Below are 18,290 nucleotides of genomic sequence, written 5' to 3'. Positions count from 1 at the left end.
TCGGGTAGACGGCTACTGCTTGAACAGTTCGGCGGCAGACATCGGCTTCGCGAAATGCCAGCCCTGCGCTGCGTCGCAGCCGAAGGCGCGCAGCCGTGCGGCCTGACTGGCGGTCTCGACCTGCTCGGCAGTGACGCTGAGGCCCAGAGTATGGGCCAGATCGATCATTGCTCGGGTGATCTGCTCGTCGGCCAGCCGGCCCTGGATATTGCCCCCGAGATTCTTGATGAACTCGCCCGCGAGTTTGACTATGTCGACCGGCAGATTGCGCAGGTAGGCCAGGCTGGAGAAGCCGGTGCCGAAATCGTCGATCGCGATCGCGACGCCCATCGCCGACAGCTGCTGCAGCCTGGTGATCGACGTCTCGTCCTTGCCCAGGATCGCGTTCTCAGTGAGCTCCAGGTGCAGCGAGTGCGGCGGCAGACCCGACCCGGCCAACCCGTTCTTGATGACCGAGATGAAACCGGAGTCGCAGATGTTGCGGACGGAGACGTTCACGCCGACGAACGGCGGCGGGTCGGCCGTCGCGTTCAGGCGCCAATCCTGCAGGTCACGGAAAGCCTGCTCGATCACGAAAGTGGTGAGCGGAACGATCATCCCGTTGCGCTCGGCCAGGCTGATGAAGCGCTCTGGAAGCAGGGTGCCCAGCGTGGGGTGCGCCCAGCGGAGTAACGCCTCGGCGCCGATGATGCAGTTGTCGGCGAGCCGCACGATCGGCTGGTAGAGGACGAAGAACTCGCCTCGTTCCAGCGCCTTCGAGATCGGGGTGTTGTCGTGGTCGCGATCGTAGAGGGCCCACCGGTTGCGGCCGGCTTGCTTGGCGCGGGCCAGCGTGATGTCGGCCCCTTTCATCAGGTCGACCTGGGACATCTCGGCGACTTCTTGTTCCATCACGCCTACGCTGGCCGAGATGCTGATCGAATGCCCGTCGATGTCGAAGGGCGATTCGAGGACACGCAGCACCGAGTCGGCGAGGTCGGTGACTTCGTTGGCGCCGCCCGGTTGCGGGACGAAGAAGACGAACTCATCGCCACCCAACCGGGCGACCATCTGGTCGGGCCGCTGCAGGCACAACGCCAACCGGTCGGCCACCCGGACGAGGACCTTGTCACCGATGTCGTGGCCGAGCGTGTCGTTGACGTCTTTGAAGCAGTCGAGGTCGATGTAGCAAATGCCGACGCGCGACTGCGGATCTTCGAATGCCGCGTCGAGACGCTCGAAGAACTGCGTCCGATTCGGCAGTCCGGTCAGCGGGTCGTAGAGGGCTTGATGACGCAATTGCTGTTCCAGCTCGTGCCGATCGGTCACGTCCTCGAACAGCGCGAGGGTGTGAATGGGTACGCTATTCGCATCTCGGATCAGCGAGACGTTGACACTGTTCCAGATGGTGCGTCCGTCGCGGTGCAGGTGCGGTTTCTCCAAACTGACCCGGTCGACGTCACCTCGCATCAGCGCGCCGTACTGCTCCCACACCTCCGACGTGTCGTCGGGGTGGTTGAGATCGGTGATGTGCAGTTTGATGAATTCTTCGACCTCGTAGCCGAACATGCGCGCGAACGCGGCATTGACCACCAGGATCTTGCCGGACATATCGGAAAGACCGACACCGATGCCCGACTGCGCGAATACCGCGCGCAACAATTCCGCGTCCCGCCCACTCGCGCCGCCGGCGAGCATCGACGCAATCACGCCGTCCTCGTCCGTTGCCTCCTGAGCGGCCTCCGCCGGCACGCCGCTCACGTCGCGCATTCCGCTCATGTCGTCGCGACCCTCCCTCCCCATCACGACCAAGCTCGGCTCTCGACCCCTACCGCGACCCGACCCCGCGGCGGGACAAATCCCGATCGCAACCTACTACTATTCAACAGCTGTTAGCAGCGACAGCTAACTCTCGCACGGAAGGACCGAAAAAGGGCGCACGGGGCGCAGGTAATTCCCCGGGGCCGTCGACGGAATCGGGTTGCGAGCGCTGACGGGTGTTGGGCGAGCGTATAATTAGCGCGACTTCGGAAAGGCTCGTGGACCCAGAACGCCTTCGCGATCAGTAATGGATGGCCTTGCAATGAAACACGTGATGCAACTGCGGGATGCGCGACAAGAGGCGGTGCGTCGGCACCCCTTTTTCGCGTGGTTGTCCAGCGACAGAGTGCCGGCGCAGGATCAGCTTGCCATCGGACCGGCCGGCGCCCTGTTCATCATGCAATTTCGCGACATGAACCGCTGGGTATTGCGGTTCCCCGAACCACACACCGAGTACGAATGGGTGATCAATCTCGGCACGCTCGAAGACGAGAAGCACTCCAAGATGTTCCTGGACGACTGGCGCAAGCTCGATCTCGATGCCCGACTGGGCTGGCGCACCAGTGACACCCTGTGGTGGTTGTTCCTGTCCCCGGACCAGGAACCGTTCCGCCGCAGCGGAATTGATTTCATCCGGCTTGTTGTCGACGACGGTGACGACGCGTTCATCCGGTTCGGTCACTCGGAGGCCGGTGAAGCCACCGGCCACGTCATGCTCAGCAATACCGCCCGCGTCGCGGCCAGGCTATCCAGCCAGACCGGGCTCGAATACAGCTATTTCGGCCCCTACCACCTTGACCTGGAATCCGGTCACGTCGGCAACACCGAAGGCGTATTCGAGACCGTCGAGCTCGACCCGGCGCGTCGCGAGCGCGCAGCCGAGGCCTGCCAGCGGATGTTCGGCATTTTCGATCGCATCTTCGACGGATTTCTGCACTACGCCAACACCTATCTGGAGTCCGGCACCGTCCCGCGCCGTCCGCCACTGCAGAGTGTGGCGCGCGACGATTGGACGGCCCCCGCCCTGGTGGTCGACCCGAGCGACGATCACGACAGCGAGATGCTGCGCTATCTCGAGGAGCGCAAGGACAGGTTGCGCGCGCACCCCTTCTACGAATGGCTGCGCAGCGACGATCGAAGCGCTGCGGACAAACTTCGTCAGTTCATCCCGATGTGGGTGATGGACATCCTCGGTTACCGCGACCTGACCAAGTACGCCGTGACATTTCCCGAACCGGCGACCCCCGAACAGGAAGCGGTCAACGCATGGGCCTCGCGGCTCTCCGAACACAGCGGGTTATTCCTGTCCGACTGGGATGCGCTCGGCCTCGACGACGTGCTGGACCATACCGGTAGCCGGGCGCTGGAGTGGCTCTTCTTCGATGCCGACATGGATCTGCATCGGGAGAACATGATCGAGTTCGCCAAAATCGCACTGCGGCACGATGATCCGGTGCTGCGGTGGTGGATGTTGGTGGCCCTGGAATCCACCGGCGAAGAATTCTTCGCCCAGACGAAGCCGCTCGCCCTGGCCGCGGAGGCCGAAACCGGGGGCCGGCTGGACTATCTGGCCGGTCGGCACGACCCGCCGATCGCCCCGGCCGCCGATCGTGTCCACATCAGCGCGCCGGCGCCGTTGTCCGCCGAGCAGTTGCAGCTTGCCAAATCGATTGCGGCGCATGTGTTCGACTCGATGGAGCGGCAATTGTGGCGATCGTACGCGATCGTCCGGGCCGGAAAATACGTCGGCTTGGCCACAATAGCCCCAGCCGTCACCGTCCAAGGATAGCGATCCCGGTGCCCGCCTCATAGCGACTTGCCCACGCAGGCGCGACTTTTCGGGCACACCGCACGTGCCGATCTACGGCAGCGGACCCCCGGCGAGCTACGGCAATGGCCCCCCGGCGGCGATCGCTGCGAGCGTGGCGAACTGTTCCCCGTCCAGCGACGCGCCGCCGACCAGTCCCCCGTCGATGTCCTGCTGCGCGACCAGGTCGCCGACGTTCTTGGCGTTCACCGACCCGCCGTAGAGCACCCGCACCGATTCGGCGATCTGTTTAGACGCCAGCTCGCCGAGCTCCACGCGAATCGCCGCGCATACCTCTTGCGCATCGGCGGAACTGGCGACCCGCCCGGTGCCGATCGCCCACACCGGTTCGTAGGCGATGACGACCTTTTCGATCTGTTCGGCAGACAACCCGGCCAGCGAGCCGCGCAGCTGTTCGACGTTGTGCGACACGTGATTTCCGGCCTCACGAACCTCGAGGTGCTCGCCGATGCAGACGATCGGGGTGAGCTCGTGCTTCAACGCGGCAGCGGCTTTGGCGGCCACCAGCGCGTCGTCCTCGTCGTGGTAGGTGCGCCGCTCGGAGTGTCCGACGACGACAAAGCTGCAACCCAGCTTGGCCAGAAAGGCTCCGCTGATCTCCCCGGTGTAGGCGCCGGAGTCGTGTTGCGACAGGTCCTGGGCACCATAGGTGAGCCGCAACTTGTCGCCGTCGACCAGGGTCTGCACGCTGCGCAGGTCGGTGAACGGTGGGATGACGGTTACGTCGACCTTGTCGAAGTACTTGTCCGGCAACGCGAATGCGATCTTCTGAACCAGCGCGATCGCCTCGAAGTGGTTGAGGTTCATCTTCCAGTTGCCGGCGATCAGCGGCTTGCGGCTCACGAGTCTGCTCCTGGTTGCTCACTTGTCAGCACTTCGATGCCCGGAAGCGACTTGCCTTCCAGGTATTCCAGCGACGCGCCGCCGCCGGTGGAGATGTGCGAGAAGGCGTCCTCCGGAATCTTCAACGCCCGCACCGCCGCTGCGGAGTCACCCCCGCCGACCACGCTGAAACCGCCTTTCTTGGTCGCGGTGACGATGGCCTCGGCGACCCCGCGGGTGCCCTCGGCATAGGCGGGAAACTCGAATACGCCCATCGGACCGTTCCAGAACACGGTCTTGGCATTGGAGAGCAGCGTGGTGAACCTCTTCACCGAACCGGGTCCGATGTCCAGGCCGATCAGGTCGTCGGGAATCTCGTCGGCCGCCACGGTCTGCGGCGGCGAGTCGGCATCGAACTTCTCGGTCGCCACGATGTCGACGGGCAGGCGCAGGACGTCGTGGTAGGTCTCCAACAGGTTCTTGCAGGTGTCCACCATCTCTTCTTCGAGCAGCGACTTACCCACCGAATATCCTTGTGCGGCAAGGAATGTGAAGCACATGCCGCCACCGATGACGATGCTGTCGGCTTTGGTCGCCAGCGACTCGATGACACCGAGCTTGTCCGAGACCTTCGATCCGCCCAGCACCACCGCGTAGGGCCGCTCGGTGGAACTGGTCAACTGTTCGAGCACCTCGATCTCGTCGGCGACCAGTTTGCCCGCGTAGTGCGGCAGCAGCGTGGCGACGTCGTACACCGAGGCTTGCTTGCGGTGCACCACTCCGAAGCCGTCCGAGACGAAAGCGCCTCCCGGCGAGACCAGTTCGGCGAGCTGCTTGGCCAGCGCGCGGCGTTCGTCATCGTCCTTGCTGGTCTCGCGCTTGTCGAAACGGATGTTCTCCAGCAGCAGGATGTCACCGTCGGTGAGACCCTCGGCCCGGGCCAGTGCGTCACTGCCGACGACATCCCCGGCCAATTGCACGTGCCGGCCCAGGTGCTCGCCCAACGCTTCGGCGACCGGCGCCAGCGAGTACTTCGGGTCGGGTCCGTCCTTCGGGCGCCCCAGATGAGCGGTGACCACCACTTTGGCGCCGGCGTCGAGTAGCGCCTTCAACGTCGGCACCGACGCGGTGATCCGGCCGGGATCGGTGATGGTGCCGTCATCGTCGAGCGGGACGTTCAGGTCGGAGCGGACCAGCACACCGCGGCCCGAAACACCTTCGGCGAGAAGGTCTTCGAGTGTCGGGACGCTCATGGTTAGAGCGACTTGCCGACGAGTTCGACCAGGTCGACGAGGCGGTTGGAGTAGCCCCATTCGTTGTCGTACCAGGACACCACCTTGGCCTGATTGTCGATGACCTTCGTCAGGCCCGAGTCATAGATCGAGCTGTGCGGGTCGGTGACGATGTCGGACGACACGATCGGCACGTCGTAGTACTTCAGGATGCCTTTGAGCGGCCCGTCGGCGGCGGCCTTGAACGCAGCGTTGATCTCGTCGGCGGTGGCCGACTTCTTCAGCTCTGCGGTGAGGTCGGTGACCGATCCGGTCGGGATCGGAACCCGCAGGGCATACCCGTCGAGCTTGCCCTTGAGTTCGGGGAGCACCAGGCCGATGGCTTTGGCGGCGCCGGTGGACGTGGGCACGATGTTGAGCGCGGCAGCCCGCGCCCGGCGCAGGTCCTTGTGCGGGCCGTCTTGCAGGTTCTGGTCCTGGGTGTAGGCGTGGATGGTGGTCATCAGGCCCTTGACGATGCCGAACTCGTCGTTGAGCACCTTGGCCAGCGGCCCGAGGCAGTTGGTGGTGCAGGAGGCGTTGGAGATGATGTTCTGGCTGCCGTCGTATTTGTCGTCGTTGACGCCCAACACGATGGTGATGTCCTCGTCGGTGGCCGGCGCGGAGATGATCACCTTCTTGGCCCCGGCGTCGAGGTGGCCCTTGGCTTTGGCGGCGTTGGTGAAGATGCCGGTGGACTCGACCACGACGTCGACACCCAGGTCTCCCCAGGGCAGCGCGGACGGGCCTTCCTTGATCGCGAGGGCTTTGATCTCGTCCTTGCCGACGACGATGGTGTCGTCGCCGTCGAGGCTGACGTCGGCGGGCAGGCGGCCCAGGATCGAGTCGAACTTCAGCAGGTGAGCCAGCGTGGCGTTGTCGGTGAGATCGTTGACAGCCACCACCTCGATGTCGGCCTTGCCAAGGTCGCGCTGGGTCAATAGGGCGCGGTAGAAGTTGCGTCCGATGCGACCGAACCCATTGATGCCTACTCGGACCGTCACGTGTCTCTCCTCGTCTTGGTTCGTGTCCGCTGATAAGCGCTCGTCGTCAGCCTAGAGCAGTGCGGACGGCATCGCTGTGGCTGGTAAGAGTGCCGGCCGCCGGCGGCGCGTTGTTGTGATGCCGCTCACCGGGGCGGGACCGGGCGAATCCCTACCGATAAATAACGGACCAGTCTCCATTCAGTAGGTAAGTCCTAGCGAACGTCACCATTTGGAAACGACGCGGTGCGGCGCGTCATGCGCCACACAACAGCACCCAACAATTGCGCCGGTGTACAAGAAGGACTCGGGTTGGCCGTGCGGCCTGCTTGCGTCCACAGAAACTTATGAGCGTGATTAAAGGAGTTGACGTTGATGACGATCTTTGATCGATTCAACTTCAAGGCATTTGTCGCCGGTGCCGGGTTGCTGGGTGCCGCGGTATCGCTGAGTCCGGCCGCGGCTGCCGTACCGCTGATCACCGGTGGCGGCCATGCGTGCATTCAGGGCATGTCGGGGATGGCCGACGGTGCGGGAGCACCCGCGGGGGCGGCTGCCCTATCGGCATGCTGTGCATACGGCGGAGCGGGCGGCGCGGGTGCGCCAGCCCCCACCGGTGCGGGAGGCGCTGCCGGCGGCCCCGGGGGTGCACCAGCACCTGCCGGCGCCGCACCTGCGTGCTGTGCGTACGACGGCGGCGGCGCGGGCGGCGCGGGTGCTGGGGGCGGGTCGACACCGGGCGGGCCGGGGACCGCCGGGGGACCCGCAGCACCAGCGATGTGCGGCCCGGCCAGCGCGGCAGTCACTGACATGGCCGGTGTCCCGGTGGTGGTACCTGGGCCGGTGCCGATCGGCGCACCGATCCCGGTCGCGGCGCCCATCCCGGTGGGAGCCCCCGTACCCATCGGAGCCCCCGTGCCCATCGGCGCACCCGTGCCCATCGGCGCACCCGTGCCCATCGGCGCACCCGTGCCCATCGGCGCACCCGTCCCGATCGGCGCACCCGTCCCGATCGGCGCACCGGTTCCGGTCGGAGCACCGGTCATCGCAGCGGGTACTCCGCTGATCGCGCTCGGGCCAGAAGGTGCCGGGCTGCCGGCCGCGCCGATCACCGACATGTCCCGGACCGGGAAAGGCGACCCGTCGCGTCCGGCTCCCACCGGTGGGCCAGTACCGGGTCAGCCATTTGCACCCGGTCCGACCGGGTGAACCAGACGGCTGGACCGTTTCAGTGATCCGCTATTTCGGGTGACCTGAATATCAATGTTCCATGCGCTGAATAGCGCGCAGAATATTGCCGTGCGCCTGCCAAATAATGCATTGCCGGCAGGCGTTATTCACAACGCTCAACACCTTATTCCCTGACTTGCTGAAAAGTCGTCCAGCTGGGCGCGTCTTTAGGTTGGCAGGGTGTGTACCACCACCAGTCGGCGCGTTCGCCGAGGGGTCCTTGGCAGGGTGGGACATCCGGTGGTGGTGTGGTGGGGGGTCGGGCCAGTGATCCGGGTGCGGCCGGTATTGACGTCGTGGAGGTCACCCGCGCGGTCAAGTCCACCCGGCGGCTCAGAGGCAAGTCTGGTCCACTAGATGCCTACAGCGCCGCCCGCACTGCGCTGGCCGGCGACGGGCTCGCCATCCCGAAGGACGATGCGACCAGTGGGTTGCGAGCTCTGCACATCGCCCGCCGCTCGGCGGTCAAACATCGCACCGCGGTGATCAATCAGCTCAAGGCGATGCTGGTATCGGCGCCCCGAGAACATCACCGTCACTGCGGCGGCCAACCACTTCGGCGTCTGGCCCACCGTCATCTCCCGCATCGAACGGGGTCTACAACGCGACGACACCCTCGCCGACCAATACAGGAACTGGCTCAAAGCCGCTTGACACCAATAGCAGCATCAACCCGGCCGCCGAACTAACCGCGCCGCAGCCAGCGCAACCCGGCTTCGGCGGCGTGATACCCACACAGCCCGTGAATCCCGGCGCCGGGCGGGGCGGACTGCGAGCACAGGTAGACACCCGGCACGCCGATCGCATAGGGATCCACCGCGATCCGCGGCCGGAACAGGATCTGCAACCGGTCGTTCGCGCCGCCGATGATGTCACCGCCGATCAGGCTGGGGTTGCGGGCCTGCAGCTCGCTGGTGCTGGTGGAAACGGTCGAGATGATGCGATCGCGGAAACCGGGTGCGAACCGTTCGATCTGGTCGACGATGGCGGCGGTCGCGTCGCCGGTATAGCCGAACGGGACATGGGCGTAGGCGTAGATCGGGTTGATGTTGCCGGCTGAACGGGACGGGTCGGCCAGGTACTGCTGCCCGAGTAGCACAAACGGCCGCTGCGCCATTTTCCCTTGCGCCCGTTGCAATTCGGTGTCAGCGATCTCCGCAAAACTGCCACCCAGGTGCACGGTGCCCGCCCGCCCACAGTCGGGATTGGTCCAGGGGATGTCGCCCTCGATCGCGAAGTCGACCTTGAACGCCGACGAACCCGCGCGGAACCGCCGATAGGACCGCCTGATCCGCGTCGGCATCGCATCGCCGTAGAGGTCGAGCACCTGGGCGGGGCTCAGGTTGAGCATGACGAGGTCGGCAGTCGGGATGTCGCGGCGGCTGGTGACGGTGACGCCGGTGGTGATGCGCCCACCGTGCGCCTGCAGCGCCGCACCCAGCGCACGGGTGATCGACCCGGACCCGCCTTCGGCGACCGGCCACCCGTATCGGTGGCCACTGGCCAGGATCATCAACCCCAGCGACGCGGTCAGCGGCCGATCCAACCGGGTATAGGCATGGGCGGCCGCGCCGCCGTACAGGGCGCGGGCCTGGTCGGTGCGGAACCAGCTCGCTACCGCGGCGGCCGGCAGCACCGCGCGCGGACCGAACAGCGCCAGGCGCACCGGATGGTGCGGAAGGGCCAGCACCGGTCGCAGCAGATCCTCGGCCAGGTCGTCGAACCCCTTCGCCAGCCCGCCGACCGCCGCCTGCCATCGTCGGCGATCGGCCCCAAGTCCCTTGGCGGTCGTGGTGATCGACTGATACAACAAGCCGGCGGTGCCGTCGTCGAGGGGATGCGCGCAATCGATCTCCGGCCATTTCCACGACAGGCCGTAGCTGTCGAGTCCGATCTCCTTCCAGAACGGTGATCCGACGCCGAGCGGGTGAAACGCCGAGCAGTGGTCGTGAATGACGCCGGGCACCGTCAACTCACCCGAGCGGACTCCCCCGCCGATGGTGTCGTCGGCCTCCAGCACGTGCACATCGAGGCCCTGGCGGGCGAGGTGGATGGCGGCGGCCAATCCGTTGGGCCCGGCGCCGACGACGACCGCGGTCGTCATGCGCCGGCTGCGGTGGTCACGTGGACCGGGAAGTGGTCGCCCGGCTCCGGCCAGGGCTGACGGGTCAGCATTTCCACGACGTCGACATAACCGGCTTCGATGAGGCCGGTTTTGGCGTCGAAGATGCGGTACCACTGCTTCTGATGCTGGATCGGCTGGCCCTCGAGGACAATGACCCGAACATCACCCTCGGCGAAGTTGCACCTGCGCTGCACCGCCTCGAGCAGTTGCTCGTTGTGCAGGTGCCCTTCGCCGAAGTTCCACCCGACCAGCGGTCCGGCCACGATCTCACCCTCGCGGATCTTGTAGTCGGCTTCGTCTTCGATCGCGCGGGGCAGCAATCCGTTCAGCGCGCGGCCGTGGGTGTGCATCGCACGAAACGCGGCGGTCTTGTCGGCCATGATCTCTGCGGTAGCCGGGTCGTACAGCTTGGCCAGCTGATTGATAACCAGCGCAGAGCTTTTCACCACATCGGTTTCGATCTTGTCCTCGGCGCCGGAACGGAAGCACCACACGCTGGTGGCCCAGTTTCCCGCGTAGTAGCGCATGCCGGGCAGGAACGAAATCTTCGCCGGGAAGAGGTTTCCCGCGACGGCGACCGCGGCCGCCGCCAACACCAGGGCCAACAGCAGCGGCGACCGCAGGTCGATCGCGCGGATCGAACCGTAGTGCCCGAACAGATAGAACAGCGAAAAGATGAAAAAGACGTTCCACTCCAACGGAACTCCCATCGGGAGGTTGGACAGGATGTTGAGGTGGAAGATGACCATGAATCCGATCAGGAACCACCGCCACGGCTGATCGCCGGCGACGAACACCAGAATGGTGGGCACCACGAACTCCGCGGTGGTGCCCCCGACGTGGGCCATCAGCTTCGGTATCAGGGTGGGCCGCAGATCGTCGAGGTGGTCGCGGTACATCTTGCGTTTGAGCGGGGTGAACAACGCGCTGCGCAGCAACGCGTTGTTGCTCGTCATCACCGAAACCACATAGGGGAAGTGATGATTGAGCTTGGAGGTGGCCGCGCCCCACCACAGCAGCAACATGATGAGCTTGTAGGCCGCGACCTGATCGGCGAACGGGAAGAAGAACACGAAGAGTTTGAGCCAATAGTGTTCGCCGCGGGCCGCCAGGAACACCGTCTTGTCACGCAAGCCCAGCAGCGCCAGAGCCACGATGATCGGGACCACCAGCAGTGGATCGAGCAGGCCGACGTCGCCGGCGGAGGTGACCGGACCGCCCCCGGGCGCCAACAGCGCCCACCCGCAGCTGAGCAACACCACCGCGTAGAGCGCGACGTCGACGATGCTGCGAGAATCGCCCCGGGTGAAGGGGACCTTGTCCCCCCAGGGTGGCAGCCGAATTGTCCTGGGGCGCAACCAGTACAGGACCCCGCCGATCGGCGGGGTGAAGCGACCGGTCAGCGGACCCGACCCGCACCCCAAACCGAGCACCTCGAACAGCAGCGTGAAGACGATCAGCTTCTGATAGACGATCGGCTGCGTCCACCAGGTCGAAATGTCGCCGAGGGAACCCAGGCCGGGGGTCAACGAGATGATTGCCGCGGGAGCGGCGAGGTAGAGCGCGATTTTCAGCAGATAGATCAGGTACACCGCGTACGGTGTGCCGAAGCCGTTCTCCGCCCAGTGCCGGGTCACGACCTGCAGGCGCGTGGCCCGCGGCAAACTCGACCAGGTGTCGCGATCGACATCCGGTAGGTCTGGTGACATGAACCCCATGACGGCCCCCGTTCCCGCTGCTGACTCCAGCGAGACCAAATGTATCGGGCCGGGCCCTGGCAGCGGAGCGCCACCCGCGGGCCGATCAGAAGGACTTTTCGGTCCCCGGCGGCGCGAAACGACGGCGCAGGTTCGCGATCATCACCTCGACAGCCTGACGTTCCTGCTGCTCGAGTCGCAGCAGGTCGCGGAAGCCGATCACGTTCTCGATGTCACCGGCGGCCTGCGAAAAGGCGATCGCGGCCCGGCACTTCTCGATCCGGTGGTCGACGCGCTGCAGGTTCAGCTTGAGCAGCGCCATGAAGTATTCGGCCTGGCGGCGGTACCCGGCCACGGCTTCGGCGGCGTAGCGGGGAACACCGGCACCGGTCGGCGGTTTCGGTTGCATGAATTTACTTCTCGGATAACGCTTCTCGTTGCCCATCCGGTGTTGGCGGGGGCGGACACCGCGATCGGGGACCGCCCGTGACAGCGGCATGCCGGGCAGTGCGGTGACTCCATAGGTGAACGATAACGTTCCTAATTTGCCGATACCATGTGCCGCGGCGCCGAAGCTCACCGCCGGCTTTGTGCGCTGCGCACGAACACCGTCAGGCCGTAGGCGTGACCGCGCGCGGCACGACCGGACCCATCCACCGGCGGACCTCCAGCGCCAGCTGTACCTTGAACACCGCGTCGGGATCGTCGAAGTTCTGCCCGCAACGTTCCATCGCCTGCACCACCCGATATTGAATAGTGTTGCGGTGCAGCATCATTGCTTCGGCAGTGGCGACATAACTGCGGTTGCGGGCCAGGAACTGCCGCAGCGTCTCCCGCAGCCAGCGATTGCGCTCGTCGTGCACATCGAGGTCGCCCAGCGTGTCGGCGACGAACCGCCGCAGCTCCTCGGGGTCGCCGGCCATCAGCGCAACCGGCGCGACATCGGCATAGAACACCACCCGGTGGCGGGGGTGGTCGCCACCGGCAAGGGCTACCGCCTTGGCGCGTTCGGCCTGTTTCAACGAGGCACGAAAGCCGTCCAGCCCCTGTTCGACCCGGCCGAACGCCAATCGTGCGTCCAATCCGGCCGAGGTGCAGGCCGCGCGCACCCGCTGCGGATCCACGACCGTCGCGTCCCGGCCGGCCGACGGCGAAAACCACAGCCGCGCTTCGCGCTCGTCGGTCGGGACCATCAGCGACCGCCCCACCGCCCGCAGCTCCCCCGCCAGCAGCGCCGCTGTCTTCTCGAACAGCGCCGCGACGTCACGCGCGGAGGTGGTGTCGTCCGCCCACAACACCGCGGCGACGTGCGGCCCGTCCAGCTGATAGCCCAGCACCGTTTCGGCACGTTGGACGTCGATCGGCGCCCCGGCGAGCAGGTCGGTGACCCACTGTTGTTGCAGGCCGCTGCGCCGGCTGACCCAGCGGTCGTGTTCCTGTTCGTAGGCCATGATCAGCTGGTCGCCGATCACGTCGACAAAGCGCGAACAGCGGCTCACCAGCTCGATCATCGCCGGCACCCGCTGTGCGGCGGACAACAGCGACACGAACGGCATTGCCTGCTGCAGGAATCGCGCATGTCCGATCCGATGGGCCCGAACCAGCGCCGACAACGGGATGTCTCGCTGAGCCGCCGCCCGTGCGTAGGCCAATCCCGCGGCCGGGGCCTCCAGGAACGGTTCCGGTGGATCCCGCTCCAGATAGTGAATGCCCGCCACCACGTGCTCGGTGAGGCTGCTCCGCCACAACGACAGCATCCGGCTGTCGTAGTTGAGGCCCTGAATGTCCTTCTTCATCGCCGCGAACACCTCGGTGATGAATTCATCGCGAATGGCACTCATCTGCCGGGCGATCACCGCAAGCTGACCGCGGGCCTCGGCTTCGGGCTGGGCCACCTCTGGGATCCTTCCGCAGAGCGAAGCCGTCCTGCAACACCCTCAGGTGGCGAGCATGCCGCCTTCGACCGGCAGCGTGACACCGGTGATATAGCTACTGGCGTCGCTGGCGAGGAAAATCAGTGCAGCACTGAGCTCTTCGACCCGGCCGATGCGGCCGGCCAGGGTACGCGGGACCACGGTGCTCTCCAGATAGCCGGCCGGCAATTCGTCGGTCATCTCCGACTCGAAGAACCCCGGTGCCAGCGCGTTGACCCGAATGCCCCTGCGCCCGGTCCACTGCTGGGCGAGATCGCGCGTCAGACCGATGACGCCGGCCTTCGACGCCGCATAGGCGGCCTGCGGCAGGCCCCCGGTGGTGAGCCCCAACACGCTGCTGATGTTCACGATCGAACTGCCGGGTTGCATGACCTGCGCACACGCCTGCGCCATCCAGTAGCAACCGTTCAGGTTCAGGTCGATGACCGACCGGAACTGCTCGGGTGTCTCGCGCAGCGCCGGGACGGCGGTTCCGACGCCGGCGTTGTTGACCAGGATGTCGACCCGCCCGAAACTTTCCACCGCCGCCCGGACCAGGTGCTGGCAATCGCCGGGGTCGGTCACGTCGGTGCGCACGGCGACGGCCCGGCGGCCCGCCGCCTCCACCAGTTCCCGGGTGCGGGCCATGCGTTCCTCGCGCCGCGCGCCGAGCACCACGTCGGCTCCCGCTTGTGCCAGGGCGGCGGCGAACCCGACGCCCAGGCCACTGGACGCGCCGGTGACGATCGCGACGCGGTCGTCGAGTCGGAAGCTGTCGAGGATGGCCATCGGGAGTCCCTTCGGGTGAGCTCTGTCGCGTTGCAGCATATGTAGGCACCCGCCGCAGTGCGTCGAGGGTTCGGATCGACGGTCGAGGCTGCTCGCTACGATCAAGGAACTCGTCGGCAAAGGAGCCTCAGTGAGCGAAGACGACATCGGCAAATTCGACCCCGGCATGACCCAGCGGATGATCTCGGTGCTGCGCCCGATGTTGAAGACGTACTTCCGTAGCGAGGTGCACGGACTGGACGGGTTCCCGCCGGGCGGCGCGCTGGTGGTCGCCAACCACTCGGGTGGTCAGTTCCCCATGGACGTGCCGATCTTCAGCGTCGACTTCTACGACAAGTTCGGCTATGACCGGCCGGTGCTGACCCTGAGCCACGACATCTTGTTCATGGGGCCGACCGCGGACTTCTTCCGAAAGACCGGCTACATCCGGGCCAACCGGGAGAACGCCGCCAAAGCACTGCGCTCCGGCGGCGTGGTGGTGGTGTTCCCCGGCGGCGACTACGACGCCTACCGGCCGACGGCCGCGGAGAACGTCATCGACTTCAACGGCCGAAAAGGCTACGTCAGCACCGCGATCGAAGCCGGCGTACCCATCGTGCCCATGGTCTCCATCGGTGGCCAGGAAACCCAGCTCTACCTGACCCGCGGCACCTGGCTGGCACAGCGGCTGGGCCTGAAACGGTTGCTGCGCAGCGACATCCTGCCGCTGTCCATCGGGTTCCCGTTCGGGCTGACCAGTCCGATTCCGCCGAATCTGCCGCTGCCTTCCAAGATCGTCACCCAGGTGCTCGCACCGATCGACATCGTCGCGGAATTCGGTGCCGACCCCGACGTCGATGCCGTCGACGAACACGTCCGCTCGGTGATGCAGGCCGGCCTGAACGAACTCGCCGCCAAGCGCCGCTTCCCGATCCTGGGCTGAGCCATGGCATCTCGCGTCGAAGACATTCTCGGAGTCATCCGCACCATGCGGCGTGCCGGCTTGATCGCGCCGCTGCGCCCCGACCGCTACATGAAAATGATCGCGGCCATGCGCCGCGAAGGCATGGGCATGACAACAGGTTTCGCCGGAGCACCGCAGCGCTGCCCGGACCGTCCCGCCCTGATCGACGAGCTGGGCACGCTGACCTGGCGTGAGCTCGACGAGCGGATCAACGCCCTGGGTGCTGCCCTGCAGCAGTTGCCTTCCGGCGCACCGAAAGTGGTCGGCGTGATGTGCCGCAACCATCGCGGCTTCATCGAAGCGGTGGTGGGCGCCAACCGGATCGGTGCCGAGATCCTGTTGCTCAACACATCATTCGCCGGTCCGGCCCTGGCCGAAGTGGTGAACCGCGAGAACGTCGACACGGTGATCTACGACGAGGAGTTCACCGACACCGTCGAGCGCGCGCTGGCCGACCGGCCCGATGCCACCCGAATCCTGGCCTGGACCGACTCCGCTGAGCCGGGCCGGCACAAGGTCGAGGAACTGATCACCGCGCACGCCGGCCAGCGGCCGCAGCGCGGTGCGGCCAAGGGCAACATCATCCTGCTCACCTCCGGTACCACCGGAACACCCAAGGGCGCCAAGCAGTCTGGCGGCAACGCCGGAATAGGTACGCTCAAGGCGATCCTGGACCGCACCCCGTGGCGGGCCGAGGAAACGATCGTGATCGTCGCGCCCATGTTCCACGCCTGGGGTTTCTCGCAGCTGATTTTCGCCGCATCGATGGCCTGCACCATCGTCACCCGGCGCAAATTCGACCCGGAAGCGACGCTGGACCTGATCGACCGCTACCAGGCGACCGGCCTGGCGGTGGTACCGGTGATGTTCGACCGGATCATGGACCTGCCCGACGAGGTGCGCAACCGCTACAGCGGGAAATCGCTGCGGTTCGCCGCGGCCTCGGGTTCACGGATGCGTCCCGACGTCGTGATCTCGTTCATGGACCAGTTCGGCGACGTGATCTACAACAACTACAACGCCACTGAGGCCGGCATGATCGCCACCGCGACGCCCGAGGACCTGCGCGCGGCCCCCGACACCGCGGGCAAGCCGGCGGGTGGTACCTCGATCCGCATCCTGGACAAGGACTTTCACGAACTGCCCACCGGTGAGACCGGGACCATCTACGTGCACAACGACACTCAGTTCGACGGTTACACCGAGGGGTCGAAGCAGAAGGATTTCCACGCCGGCTACATGTCGTCGGGTGACGTCGGCTACCTCGACGAGAACGGCCGGCTGTTCGTGGTGGGCCGCGACGACGAGATGATCGTCTCCGGCGGGGAGAACATCTATCCGATCGAAGTGGAGAAGACGCTGGCATCCCATCCCGAAGTCGCCGAAGCGTCGGTGATCGGCGTGGACGACGAACAGTACGGCCAGCGATTGGCGGCTTTCGTGGTCCTGACACCCGGCGCCCGTGCCACCGACGAGACCCTCAAACAGCATGTCCGGGACAACCTGGCCAATTACAAGGTGCCTCGTGCGATCACGGTCCTCGATGAATTGCCGCGCGGCAGCACCGGCAAGATCCTGCGCAACGAACTCAAGGCCCGGGTGAGCGACTCATGAACCTGCGCCCACTGCTCAGGCAGCTGCGCCGGCCGCGGCCGCTGACCCGTGCCGCGGTGGAATTCGTCAACGCCGCCAACGGATTACGGCCGATCACCCGCAACTCGTGGGCAGCCCCGACGGTGTTCTGGTTCGGCTGGCCCACCTCCGAGGTGCCGGCGCTGTATGCGGGGGTGTCCGTGCTGGACGCGGTGCGCCGCGGGCGGCGCGGTGACTTCGCCGGCCCCAAGGGCAAGGTGGCGCTGGCGCTGACCGGCGCGGCGTGGGCGATGCTCGGGGTAATCGGCTACCGCGGCCTGGTCACCCCCGGCCCGGTGCTGGAGTCGGCGCTGACCGATCAACTCGGCCCCGACTACACCGAAGAATTGCAGGAATTGCCCACCCAGCCCACGCAATCCGGTCGGCGCAACCCGCCGCTGCGCACCACGATGGCACGCCGGCGTTTCGTCGACAAAGAGAACATCGTGTCCTACGGTCCGCACGGTCGCGCCAACCGGGCCGACATCTGGCGTCGGCGCGATCTGGACCGGGACGGCAAAGCGCCGGTGCTGCTGCAGGTGCCGGGCGGCGCCTGGATGATCGGGATGCGCCGTCCGCAGGCGTATCCGCTGATGGCGCATCTGGTTTCGCGCGGCTGGGTGTGTGTGTCGATGGGTTACCGCGTATCCCCGGTGCACACCTGGCCGGACCACATCGTCGACGTCAAACGCGCGCTGGCCTGGGTGAAGGAGAACATCGCAGCCTACGGTGGGGACCCGAATTTCGTTGCGATCAGCGGTGGTTCGGCCGGCGGTCACCTCTCGGCGCTGGCTGCGCTGACACCCAACGACCCCAAGTTCCAGCCGGGTTTCGAAGACGCCGACACCTCGGTGGTGGCCGCCGTGCCGTTCTACGGTCGCTACGACTGGTTCTCCACCGACGCGCCGGGGCGCGCGGAATTCGTCGAGATCCTGGCCCGAATGGTGGTCAAGAAGAAGTTCAGCACGCACCGCGATATCTACGTCGACGCCTCCCCGGTCAGCTACGTGGGACCCGACGCGCCACCGTTCTTCGTGCTGCACGGCGAGGATGATTCGCTGATCCCGGTGGAAGAGGCCCGCGAGTTCGTCGACGAACTGCGCGCGGTGTCGAAGTCGCCGGTCGCCTACGCCGAATTACCGAACGCGCAGCACGCTTTCGACATCTTCGGCTCGCCACGGGCACACAAGTCGGCCGACGCGGTGGCCCGGTTCCTGTCCTGGGTCTACGTGACGAACCCGCCGAGCACATAGCGCA

At 66.0% G+C, this 18,290-nt stretch carries 15 protein-coding genes and 2 pseudogenes; 6 read left to right on the top strand and 11 right to left on the bottom strand.

Annotated features, from left to right (window positions below; all coding sequences use genetic code 11):
* Positions 1-12: 12 nt before the first annotated feature.
* Together ACZYZ9_RS04745 and ACZYZ9_RS04740 are read right to left on the bottom strand one after the other, a co-directional pair.
* The gene (locus ACZYZ9_RS04745; RefSeq protein ID WP_463825446.1) at positions 13-1,308 is read right to left on the bottom strand and encodes a putative bifunctional diguanylate cyclase/phosphodiesterase; all 1,296 of its coding nucleotides are present in this window, start codon (positions 1,306-1,308) and stop codon (positions 13-15) included.
* Positions 1,288-1,677 (bottom strand): annotated as a pseudogene (locus ACZYZ9_RS04740) (PAS domain-containing protein); the annotation flags it as partial. The gene ACZYZ9_RS04745 and the pseudogene ACZYZ9_RS04740, both read right to left, overlap by 21 nt.
* A gap of 385 nt (positions 1,678-2,062) precedes the next feature.
* On the opposite strand from ACZYZ9_RS04740, the gene ACZYZ9_RS04735 reads away from it, so the two are divergent.
* Complete coding sequence (locus tag ACZYZ9_RS04735) at positions 2,063-3,589, top strand: hypothetical protein (RefSeq protein ID WP_463825057.1); 1,527 nt, start codon at positions 2,063-2,065, stop codon at positions 3,587-3,589.
* Between the two features lie 96 nt (positions 3,590-3,685).
* On the opposite strand, the gene tpiA is transcribed toward ACZYZ9_RS04735, so the two are convergent.
* Genes tpiA through gap form a run of 3 tightly spaced genes read right to left on the bottom strand, consistent with a single transcriptional unit; the run spans position 3,686 to position 6,725 of the window.
* Positions 3,686-4,471, bottom strand: coding sequence for a triose-phosphate isomerase (gene tpiA / locus ACZYZ9_RS04730; protein ID WP_463825056.1), 786 nt, complete (start codon positions 4,469-4,471; stop codon positions 3,686-3,688).
* Positions 4,468-5,703, bottom strand: coding sequence for a phosphoglycerate kinase (locus ACZYZ9_RS04725; protein WP_463825055.1), 1,236 nt, complete (start codon positions 5,701-5,703; stop codon positions 4,468-4,470). Before ACZYZ9_RS04725 ends, tpiA begins: the two co-directional genes overlap by 4 nt.
* Positions 5,704-5,705: 2 nt before the next feature.
* Positions 5,706-6,725 carry a type I glyceraldehyde-3-phosphate dehydrogenase gene (gene gap, locus ACZYZ9_RS04720; protein ID WP_463825054.1) on the bottom strand — a complete coding sequence of 340 codons (1,020 nt, stop codon included), beginning with the start codon at positions 6,723-6,725 and terminating at the stop codon, positions 5,706-5,708.
* A gap of 345 nt (positions 6,726-7,070) precedes the next feature.
* Between gap and ACZYZ9_RS04715 the strand changes: the two genes are divergently transcribed.
* Complete coding sequence (locus ACZYZ9_RS04715) at positions 7,071-7,913, top strand: beta-xylosidase (RefSeq protein WP_463825053.1); 843 nt, start codon at positions 7,071-7,073, stop codon at positions 7,911-7,913.
* Between the two features lie 145 nt (positions 7,914-8,058).
* On the opposite strand, the pseudogene ACZYZ9_RS04710 reads toward ACZYZ9_RS04715, so the two are convergent.
* Positions 8,059-8,214 (bottom strand): annotated as a pseudogene (locus ACZYZ9_RS04710) (hypothetical protein); the annotation flags it as partial.
* On the opposite strand from ACZYZ9_RS04710, the gene ACZYZ9_RS04705 reads away from it, so the two are divergent.
* Positions 8,183-8,623 carry an IS110 family transposase gene (locus ACZYZ9_RS04705; protein ID WP_463825052.1) on the top strand — a complete coding sequence of 147 codons (441 nt, stop codon included), beginning with the start codon at positions 8,183-8,185 and terminating at the stop codon, positions 8,621-8,623. The pseudogene ACZYZ9_RS04710 and the gene ACZYZ9_RS04705 sit on opposite strands and share 32 nt — an antisense overlap.
* Here ACZYZ9_RS04705 and ACZYZ9_RS04700 read toward each other — a convergent pair.
* The 5 genes from ACZYZ9_RS04700 to ACZYZ9_RS04680 all read right to left on the bottom strand — a co-directional run bounded on the left by ACZYZ9_RS04700 (position 8,620) and on the right by ACZYZ9_RS04680 (position 14,458).
* On the bottom strand, positions 8,620-10,038 hold the full coding sequence (locus ACZYZ9_RS04700; RefSeq protein WP_463825051.1) for a phytoene desaturase family protein: 1,419 nt from the start codon (positions 10,036-10,038) through the stop codon (positions 8,620-8,622). The two genes, ACZYZ9_RS04705 and ACZYZ9_RS04700, sit on opposite strands and share 4 nt — an antisense overlap.
* On the bottom strand, positions 10,035-11,777 hold the full coding sequence (locus ACZYZ9_RS04695) for a DUF3556 domain-containing protein (protein ID WP_463825050.1): 1,743 nt from the start codon (positions 11,775-11,777) through the stop codon (positions 10,035-10,037). Before ACZYZ9_RS04695 ends, ACZYZ9_RS04700 begins: the two co-directional genes overlap by 4 nt.
* Before the next feature lie 85 nt (positions 11,778-11,862).
* Positions 11,863-12,255, bottom strand: a complete 393-nt coding sequence (locus ACZYZ9_RS04690; protein ID WP_463825049.1) for a hypothetical protein — start codon at positions 12,253-12,255, stop codon at positions 11,863-11,865.
* Positions 12,256-12,367: 112 nt separating this feature from the next.
* Positions 12,368-13,597, bottom strand: a complete 1,230-nt coding sequence (locus ACZYZ9_RS04685) for a PucR family transcriptional regulator (RefSeq protein WP_463825445.1) — start codon at positions 13,595-13,597, stop codon at positions 12,368-12,370.
* A gap of 96 nt (positions 13,598-13,693) precedes the next feature.
* Positions 13,694-14,458, bottom strand: a complete 765-nt coding sequence (locus ACZYZ9_RS04680; RefSeq protein WP_463825048.1) for an SDR family NAD(P)-dependent oxidoreductase — start codon at positions 14,456-14,458, stop codon at positions 13,694-13,696.
* A 166-nt stretch (positions 14,459-14,624) separates the two neighbouring features.
* On the opposite strand from ACZYZ9_RS04680, the gene ACZYZ9_RS04675 reads away from it, so the two are divergent.
* From ACZYZ9_RS04675 to ACZYZ9_RS04665, 3 genes are read left to right on the top strand one after another with little or no spacing between them, the layout of a single operon-like run.
* A complete protein-coding gene (locus ACZYZ9_RS04675) occupies positions 14,625-15,380 on the top strand; it encodes a 1-acyl-sn-glycerol-3-phosphate acyltransferase (RefSeq protein ID WP_463825444.1) in 756 nt (251 codons plus the stop codon).
* Positions 15,381-15,383: 3 nt separating this feature from the next.
* Positions 15,384-17,015 (top strand): acyl-CoA ligase FadD12, encoded by a 1,632-nt coding sequence (gene fadD12, locus ACZYZ9_RS04670; RefSeq protein WP_463825047.1) that lies wholly within the window; start codon positions 15,384-15,386, stop codon positions 17,013-17,015.
* Positions 17,012-18,286 carry an alpha/beta hydrolase fold domain-containing protein gene (locus tag ACZYZ9_RS04665; RefSeq protein WP_463825046.1) on the top strand — a complete coding sequence of 425 codons (1,275 nt, stop codon included), beginning with the start codon at positions 17,012-17,014 and terminating at the stop codon, positions 18,284-18,286. The genes fadD12 and ACZYZ9_RS04665 overlap by 4 nt, the downstream gene beginning before the upstream one ends.
* Positions 18,287-18,290: the final 4 nt, after the last annotated feature.

The organism is Mycobacterium sp. IDUB_28 (assembly GCF_055419285.1).
This window is presented reverse-complemented; position numbering and strand designations above follow the sequence as displayed.